The 8581-nt window shown below is 71.5% G+C and carries 6 protein-coding genes; all 6 read left to right on the top strand.

What is annotated here, in order from left to right; translation table 11 throughout:
* The first annotated feature begins 3 nt into the window (after positions 1–3).
* Positions 4–1275: a cytochrome P450 gene (locus ACFYWM_RS09345; RefSeq protein ID WP_389911156.1), complete on the top strand. Its 1272-nt coding sequence runs from the start codon at positions 4–6 to the stop codon at positions 1273–1275.
* Positions 1272–2114: a thioesterase II family protein gene (locus ACFYWM_RS09340; RefSeq protein ID WP_389911153.1), complete on the top strand. Its 843-nt coding sequence runs from the start codon at positions 1272–1274 to the stop codon at positions 2112–2114. The genes ACFYWM_RS09345 and ACFYWM_RS09340 overlap by 4 nt, the downstream gene beginning before the upstream one ends.
* Positions 2096–2878, top strand: coding sequence for a class I SAM-dependent methyltransferase (locus ACFYWM_RS09335; RefSeq protein ID WP_389911151.1), 783 nt, complete (start codon positions 2096–2098; stop codon positions 2876–2878). Before ACFYWM_RS09340 ends, ACFYWM_RS09335 begins: the two co-directional genes overlap by 19 nt.
* Positions 2879–3006: 128 nt before the next feature.
* Complete coding sequence (locus tag ACFYWM_RS09330; protein ID WP_389911148.1) at positions 3007–4815, top strand: ABC transporter ATP-binding protein; 1809 nt, start codon at positions 3007–3009, stop codon at positions 4813–4815.
* Positions 4812–6581 carry an ABC transporter ATP-binding protein gene (locus tag ACFYWM_RS09325; RefSeq protein ID WP_389911146.1) on the top strand — a complete coding sequence of 590 codons (1770 nt, stop codon included), beginning with the start codon at positions 4812–4814 and terminating at the stop codon, positions 6579–6581. Before ACFYWM_RS09330 ends, ACFYWM_RS09325 begins: the two co-directional genes overlap by 4 nt.
* A 65-nt stretch (positions 6582–6646) precedes the next feature.
* Positions 6647–8050 carry a salicylate synthase gene (locus ACFYWM_RS09320; protein WP_389911143.1) on the top strand — a complete coding sequence of 468 codons (1404 nt, stop codon included), beginning with the start codon at positions 6647–6649 and terminating at the stop codon, positions 8048–8050.
* Positions 8051–8581: the final 531 nt, after the last annotated feature.

Genomic DNA, 8581 nt, shown 5'->3' with positions numbered 1-8581 from the left:
CCGATGAACCCGCCCACGCCTTCCAGCGTGCCCTCCGCACCCGCGCCCGCCGCGGAAGAGGCCACCTCCCTTGCGGCGGACACCACCCGCCCGCGGGACTTCCCCATCCGCCGGGGCTGCCCCTTCTCCGCCCCCGAGGAGTACACCCGCCTGCGCACCCTCGAACCCGTCGCCCGGGTCACCCTGCCCACCGGACGCGAGGCCTGGGTGGTCTCCCGCTACGAGGACGTCCGCGAACTCCTCGCCGACCCGCGGATCAGCGCCGACATCCGCCGCCCCAACTTCCCCGCACTCGGCGAGGGCGAGCAGGAGATCGGGGCCCGCCTGCGCCCCTTCATCCGCACCGACGCCCCCGAGCACACCCGCTACCGCCGGATGCTGCTGCCGGAGTTCACCGTCCGCCGGATCCGCGCCATGCGGCCCGCCGTGCAGACCATCGTGGACGGCCTCCTGGACTCCATGCTCGCGAACGAGGCCCCCGTCGACTTCATCCCCCTCTACGCCAACGCCGTCTCCACCTCCGTGATCTGCGAACTGCTGGGCATCCCCGCGGAGAACCTGGAGTTCTTCCGCGACGTCACCCGCGTCTCCGGATCGCGCACCAGCACCGCCGAGCAGGTCGCCGAGGCGCTGGGCGGACTGTTCGCCCTGATCTCCGACCTGGTGGCCCAGCGACAAGAGCAGCCGGGCGAGGACCTGCTGTCCAGACTCGTCGTCAACCACCTGCAGACCGGCAACGTCACCCTGCCCGAACTGCTGTCCACCGTGGGCATCACCATCAACGCCGGACGCGAGACCAGCACGAACATGATCGCTCTGAGCACGCTGCTGCTTCTCCAGCGGCCGGATCTGATGGAGGAGCTGCGAGCCGACCCCTCCCTGATGCCGGCCGCCGTCGATGAGTTCCTGCGGGTGATGTCGATCGCCGACTCCATCCCGTTGCGGGTCGCCGCCCAGGACATCGAGATCTCCGGCACGGTGATACCCGCCGACGACGGCGTCATCGCCCTGCTGGCCGGCGCCGACCACGACCCCGAGCAGTTCCCCGACCCCGACCGGGTCGACTTCCACCGCTCGGACAACCACCACGTCGCCTTCGGCTACGGCGTCCACCAGTGCATCGGCCAGCACCTGGCCCGGCTGGAGCTGGAAGTGGCCCTGGAGACGCTGATCCGCCGCGTGCCGACGCTGCGCCTGGCAACCCCGGACGAAGAGATCGACTTCAAACACGACTCGGCCACCTTCGGCATCGAGCGGCTGCCGGTGACGTGGTGAGCACCCATCCGCCCGCCTCGTGGACGGGCACGGCCACCCACCCGGCGCCGCGGCGTTTGGGCCCGTGGATCCGGTGCTGGAGCCCGCGGCCGGCGGCCCGGCTACGGCTGATCTGCCTTCCGCACGCCGGTGGCGGCGCCGGTTTCTACCGCCCCTGGGCAGCCCTGCTGCCGCCGGAGGTCGAGCTGTGGGCCATCCAGTACCCGGGCAGGGAGGATCGCTTCGAAGATCCCATGGTGGATCGGATGGAGGAGCTGGTCACAGCCGTCACCGACGCCCTGGTGCCGCTGCTCGACCGCCCCTACGCCCTGTTCGGCCACAGCATGGGCTCGGCCGTCGCCTGGGAGGTGACCCACGCCCTGCGGCGCCGTGAGGCGCTCGGCCCGCGACGGCTGTTCGTATCCGGCCGCGAGGCCCCCGGCACCGCCACCGTCGGTGAGGTTCACCGGCAGAGCGACGACGTCCTGTGCCGGGAACTGCGACGGCTCGGCGGCACCGGCGACGAGGTGCTGGCCGATCCCGATCTGCGCCCGATGGTGCTCGGCTGCGTGCGCAACGACTACCGCCTCATCGAGACCTACCGCCCCATCTCCCGGCCCCCGCTGCGCTGCCCGATCGAGGTGTTCACCGGCGAGGCCGATCCGGAGCTGACCCCGCGAAGCGGTCGCGACCGGGCCGGCGGATGGGCGGATCTCACCACCGCCCGCACCGAGGTCCACACCTTCCCCGGCGACCACTTCTACCTCGCTCCACAACGCCGGGAGGTCATCACGGCGGTGCTTCGACGTCTGGACCCGTCGCTGGCCATGGGCACTCACCGATGGCCCAGCACCCCCTGACCATCCGGCCGCGCCCGCCCGACCAGGAGAACCTCATGATCGACTACTACTCGCCCTCGGCCGAGTTCTACGAGATGGTCGCCACCCGCCACACCGCCAGCAGCGGACCACCGCTCGCCCGTGTACTTGCCGGCGTCGACGTCTCCCACGGCCCCGTACTGGAGATCGGCGCCGGCACCGGCCGCATCACCGAGGTCATCGCCGCCGCGCTGCCGCAGGCGGAGATCATCGCCGCCGAGCCCTCCGCCACCATGCGGGCCGTCCTCACCTCCCGCATCGCCCGGGAGGCGGACCTGCGCCGCCGCGTCACCGTCGTCGACGGCTCGGCACAGGACCTCCGACTCCCCGAAAGGCTCTCCGCGGTAGTGATCTTCGGCGTGGCCGGGCATCTCACCGCCACCGAACGCCGCACCCTGTGGCGACGCCTCCGCGAGCGGCTGCCCGACGGCGGTCTCATCGTCGTCGAGCTGATGGGGGTCTCCGCTCCACGCCTCATCCCGCCGGTGATGTCCCTTCGCGAGACCATCGGCCGCCAGACCTACGAGTGGTGGATCGGCGGCGAGCCCGCCCAGGACGACGCCATGCGATTCACCACCACCTGGAAGGTCCTGCGAGACGGCCGCACCGTCCGCGAGGTCACCGACAGCTACGACTGGCACACCTTCGACGTCGCCCGGCTCGCCCGCGAGGCGGGCATGACAAGCCGCCGCATCACCGAAGCCGGCGGCCAGGCCATCCCCGAAATCGGAGTGCTTGTCAAATGACCCGACCCACCTCACGCCAAGGATCGCAGCGGCCTGGCGCGCCCGCTCTACACAGCGTCCCTGACGCCTCCGGTACTCCCGGCACACCCGGCGCCTCCCCGGGCCCGGCCCCGTCGGAGGCCCCGAGAGTGCCGCCGTTGCGCGGCATCCTTCGCCAGGTCCGGGGCCGCCTCGCCCTGGCCGTCGCCCTGCAGGCCGCCGGCGCGCTGGCCGGAGTCGTCCCCTTCATCGCCGTCGCCCGGATCGCCGTCCACCTCACCGACGGCTCCCCTGTCCTCGGCGACGAGCTGTGGCCGCTGGTCACCCTCGCGTGCCTGTCCGGTCTCGCGGCCATGCTTCTGGGATCGGCCGCCGGGGTGGTCAGCCATCTCGCCGACAACGACCTGCAACTCGCGCTGCGCCGCCGGCTGGCCGAGCACACCGGCCGGCTGCCGCTGGGATGGATCACCTCCAGGGGCGCGGGAGAGATCAAACGCGCCGTACAGGATGACGTGCACGCGCTGCACACGCTTGTCGCCCACACCCTCCTCGACGTCACCGCCGTCCTCACCGCCCCGCTTCTCGCGCTGGTCTACCTGTTCACGATCGACTGGCGGCTCGCGCTGCTCAGCGTGCTGCCGCTGGCCCTGGGCGCCTACCTGTTCAGCCGCGCCATGGCCGGAGCGGCGGCGCAGATGGCCGAGTACGGAGCGGCCCTGGGCCGCATCTCCTCGGCCGCCGTGGAGTTCTCCAACGGCATCGCCGTTCTGAAGACCTTCGGCCGAAGCCGTAGGGTCCACGAACGCTTCCTGGCCGCCACCGACGGCTTCTCCGACTTCTTCACCTCCTGGGTCCGCACCACGCTGGTCGCCTCCACCGCGGCCCTGCTCGTCGTCTCCCCGGTCGTCGTCCTGCTCCTGCCGGCCGTGGTGGGAGCGGTGTTCGTCGCCGGAGGGTGGATGAGTGCCGCTGACCTCGTGCCGTTCATCCTGCTGGGACCGGCCGTCGCCGCTCCCATGGGCGTGGTCGGCCCCCGAATCCAGCAGATTCGGGCCGGCCAGGCCGCCGCCGCCCGCGTCTCCGCCCTGCTCGACGCCCCGATCCTGCCGCAGAGCGCGACACCCGCCCTCCCCCAGGGCTCCCGCATCTCGATGCGTGAGGTGTCCTTCTCCTACGACGGCCGTACCGACGCCCTGAGCGGTATCGACCTCGACCTGGAACCCGGCACCGTCACCGCGCTCGTCGGCCCCTCCGGATCGGGCAAATCCACCCTCGCCTCACTGCTTCTGCGTTTCCACGACGTCACGGCGGGCGCCATCACCATCGGGGGTGCCGACATCCGCGACATACCCGCCGCCGACCTCTACCGCCACGTCGGCTTCGTCCTGCAGGACGTGCGGCTGCTGCGGGCCTCCGTCGCCGACAACATCCGCCTCGGCCGCCCCTCGGCCGGCGACGACCAGGTCGAACAGGCCGCCCGCGCCGCCCAGATCCATGACCGGATCACCGAACTGCCCGCCGGTTACGCCACCGAGGTCAGCACCGGCGTCTCCTTCTCCGGTGGCGAACGGCAACGCCTGTCCATCGCCCGCGCCCTGCTCGCCGACGCCCCCGTCCTCGTCCTGGACGAGGCCACCGCGTACGCCGACCCCTACTCCGAAGCGCTGATCCAGGACGCGCTGTCCACCCTGGCCGCCGGTCGCACGCTGCTCGTCATCGCCCACCGGCTGGCGACCGTCCGCCACGCCGACCGGATCGTGGTGCTCGACGGCGGGCGGATCGTCGAACAGGGCCGCCATTCGGACCTGCTGGCCGCCGAAGGCCGCTACGCCCGGCTGTGGAGAGCCCAGGAGAGGGCACAGGACGGCAGCGAAACAGCGCCCGCCCCCACCCCGGCCCTCACGGCATCAACCGTCCACGGCAGCCCCGACGCCTCCCCGGAGAGAACCTCGCGATGATCCGTCATCTCTACCGTGTCCTCGGACCCGAGGGATCCGGTTTCCTGAACCGTCTCCTCGTCGTACTGGCGGGCGCCGCCATCCTCCAGGGCCTCGCCTTCACCCTGCTGGTGCCGGTGCTGCGCACCCTGCTCGGCGAGAGGCCGGGCGAGGTGTGGCCGTGGCTCGCCGCCCTGACGGTCTGCTCACTGGCCTACGCCGCCCTCCAGGCCGTCGCTGTGAGCAGCGGCTTCACCATCGGCTCCCGGCTCTCGCGGGTGCTGCACCGGCGACTCGCCGACCGCGCCCTGGACCTGCCCATCGGCTGGTTCACCCCCGGGCGGGCCGCCGAACTCAGCCGCCTGGCCAGCCAGAACGTCATCCAGGTGATGAACATGCCGGCGCACCTGCTGCGTCCGCTGACCGGCTCGGTGCTCACCCCGCTCACCATCGTGGCCGCCACCTTCCTCTTCGACGGCCGGGTCGCGCTCGTGCTGCTGCTGTGCGCGCCGGTGCTGCTGGCGGTCCACCTGTGGAGCACCTCGGTGATGAGCAGGCTGGATCGGGGACGCGACGGAGCGATCGGCGAATCGGCCGACCGCGTCCTGGAGTTCACGCAGAACCAGCCGGTCCTGCGCGCCTTCGGCCGGACCGTCGACGGCTACGGGGCACTCGACGACGCCCTGGTGGCGGAGTCGCGTGCCGATCGCCGGCTGATTCACCGCGGCATGCCGGGCCTGGTCTCCTTCGCCTTCGCCACCCGCACGGTCTTCGCCCTCCTGCTGGCCTTGGGAGTCTCCTGGACTCTGGGCGGCTCCATGGACGTGCCGACCCTGCTGGCCCTGCTGGTGCTCGTCGGCCGGCTCACCGACAGCCTGTCCAGCGCGGCCGACCTGGGCGCCGGGATGCGGATCGCCCGCAACAGCCTGGAACGGCTGGACGCCGTCCTCGGCCGCCAACCGTTCCCGCAGCCGGCCGAGCCCCGGCTGCCGGAGGGAGCCGACGTGGAGTTCGACGCGGTTCGCTTCGGCTACCGGAACGACACCACGGGTGACTCCACCTCCCTCACCGATCCGGAAGCCGAGTCGCTCCGCGACGTGAGCTTCCGCATCCCCGAGCGCAGCATGACCGCTCTCATCGGGCCCTCCGGCGCCGGCAAGACCACCGTCGCCCGGCTGCTGGCCCGCTTCTGGGACACCACCGCCGGCACGGTCCGCATCGGAGGGGTCGACGTCCGCGACATCGCCTCCGAGGACCTGGCCGCGACCGTCTCGATCGTCTTCCAGGACGTCTACCTCTTCGAGGGCACGATCGAGGACAACGTCCGCGTCGGTGATCCGGATGCCAGTGAGGAGAAACTCCGCCGCGCCGCGGTCATGGCCGGGCTGGACCGGGTGGTGCAGGAGATGCCCGACGGCTGGGCCACCCGGGTCGGCGAGGGCGGCACCGCCCTGTCCGGCGGACAGCGTCAGCGGGTCTCCATCGCCCGCGCCCTGCTCAAGGACTCGCCGATCCTCATCCTGGACGAGGCGACCGCCGCGCTCGACCAGGAGAACGAGGCCGTGCTGACGTCCACGGTCCAGGCCCTGGCCGCCGAGAAGACACTGCTCGTCATCACCCACCGCCTCAGCACCGTGCTCGCCGCCGACCAGGTCCTCGTCATGGAGAACGGACGGATCACCGAACGCGGCACGCACCCCCAACTCGCCGCCGCCGGCGGCACCTACGCCGACTTCTGGCGACAGCGCGCCAACGCCGACGGCTGGCGGCTGGAAGTGGCCCCGTGACCTCAGCGGCCCCGATCGGCACGTCCACCGAAGCACGAGAACACCGCACGGCAAGGAGCACAACGATGACCGCCAGGCGATCCGAACCGTGGGCCGACTGGGCACGAGCCGTACCCGGTCTCGAATGCGCCGCCCTGATCGACGCCCCGGACGACCCGGCCCGCGCGGCCGTGCGCCTCGCCAGAGCCGGCCTCGGCGAGCAGTACGCCCTCTACGAGCACGCCGGAGTCTGGTATTTCGCGGCGGGTTCCGCCGTCACGCTCACCGCGGACGCGACCGAGGTCGTCGCCCGCGCCGACGGGCGCACGTGGACCGCGGCCACCGAAGGCCGGCCACTGGACAGGGTCGCCGAAGCGCTCACGGCACTCGGAAGCAACGGTGAGGCAACCCGCCACCTGTACGGATGGGCCACCTTCGAACTCGCCCACCTGCTGCACGGCGACCCCGCCGCCGCGGGAACGCAGCCACTCCTGTCGTTCCTGGTTCCCTGCCTGGAGGTGGCCCTCAGACCGGGCAAGGCCGACCTGCGAGCCGTCGACGAGGCCTGGGCCGCGAAGGTCACGGCCCTGCTCCGGAGCCCGGACGACCTCGTCGCGGCCGATACGACGATGACCTCACCGGCCGCGACGGACACCGAACGCCTCATCGCCTCCGGCGCGTCCGCCTACCGCCACGCCGTCGCCCGCGGCGTCGCCGACATCCAGGCGGGCCTCATGGAAAAAGCCGTTCTGTCGCGGGTCGTCGTGCTGCCCGAGGGGAATGATCCCGACTTCGCCGCCTCCTACCTCGCCGGGCGCCGGGCCAACACCCCCGCGCGTTCCTTCCTGCTGGACCTCGGCGGCCGGCGAGCCGCCGGCTTCAGCCCGGAGACCGTCGTCGAGGTGGAGGCGAACGGCCGGATCCGCACCCAGCCGCTCGCGGGCACCCGGGCCCTGGGGCCCGACCTCGCCGAGAACGACCGCCTGCGCGAAGAACTCCGCACCGACCCCAAGGAGGTGCACGAGCACGCGATCTCGGTGCGGCTGGCCGCCGAGGAGATGGAGACGATCTGCCGGCCCGGCTCGGTGGTGATCGAGGAGTTCATGACGGTCAAGGCGCGCGGCTCGGTACAGCATCTCGCCTCCCAGGTCGCCGGACAGTTACGCGAGGACCTCGGCCCCTGGTCGGCGTTCGCGGCGCTTTTCCCGGCGGTCACCGTCACCGGCGTACCCAAAAGCGCCGCCCTCGCGGCTCTGAACCGCCACGAGATCGAGCCCCGAGGACTCTACGGCGGGGCGGTGTTCCGAGCGGGAACCGACGGCTCACTGGACGCGGCACTGGTCCTGCGTACGCTGTTCGCGCAGGGAGAGCGCACCTGGCTCCGTGCCGGGGCGGGCGTCATGGGCCAGTCCACCCCGGAACGCGAATACGAGGAGACGTGCGAGAAGCTACGAAGCGTCGTCCCGCACATGCGGTTCCACCGTACGTGAGCGAGCCGCGCGCTTTCCGGGCAGGGGACGTGCTCGTTCAGCTCCCTTGATCGAGCTTTCGCGTGGGGATCGGAGCGACCTGACACGACAGAGCGCATGTCCGAGCTTCGGAGCGGTTCGCAGAGCGCGGCCGATTACTTGTCCTGGCACGGCCGAGTGGTTCTTCGGGCGGTCGATCGTCCCTTCGACCATGTCGCGTTTCTTGGACCGCTCGGCATCGGAACCGGTCGGGCCACTTTCGGCCGAGCCGCGTCTGGGGCGCTGGCCCGCTGGTCACAAAGCTCGGAGACGCTATGGCGGACCTTACGTCCCGGTGGTCGTCTCACTGACCTGCCACCGTTGGAAGATTCGCGTAATGGGACCGGACTGTCCATCAAGGTCCGGTGTGGAACACCGAAGTGATCTGACACGATAGGGCGCGTGTCTGAGCTTCGAACCGGTCCCCGCGACGTGCGGACCGACGACGAGAGCCCGCTCCCCCCTGACTCCTGGGGGCGTACGGCCTCGGCGGGCGGTGCCCTGCCGTGGGGG

The organism is Streptosporangium sp. NPDC002721, assembly GCF_042888905.1.
GTDB lineage: Bacteria > Actinomycetota > Actinomycetes > Streptosporangiales > Streptosporangiaceae > Streptosporangium.
The sequence above is the reverse complement of the archived record's forward strand: the minus strand, read 5'-3'. Positions and strand labels throughout refer to the sequence as shown.

Excerpts from the sequence above, each read along its gene's own strand:
- ACFYWM_RS09335 (WP_389911151.1), top strand. The coding sequence starts at position 2,096 with ATGGCCCAGCACCCCCTGACCATCCGGCCGCGCCCGCCCGACCAGGAG.
- ACFYWM_RS09345 (WP_389911156.1), top strand. The coding sequence starts at position 4 with ATGAACCCGCCCACGCCTTCCAGCGTGCCCTCCGCACCCGCGCCCGCC.
- ACFYWM_RS09320 (WP_389911143.1), top strand. The coding sequence starts at position 6,647 with ATGACCGCCAGGCGATCCGAACCGTGGGCCGACTGGGCACGAGCCGTA.
- ACFYWM_RS09325 (WP_389911146.1), top strand. The coding sequence starts at position 4,812 with ATGATCCGTCATCTCTACCGTGTCCTCGGACCCGAGGGATCCGGTTTC.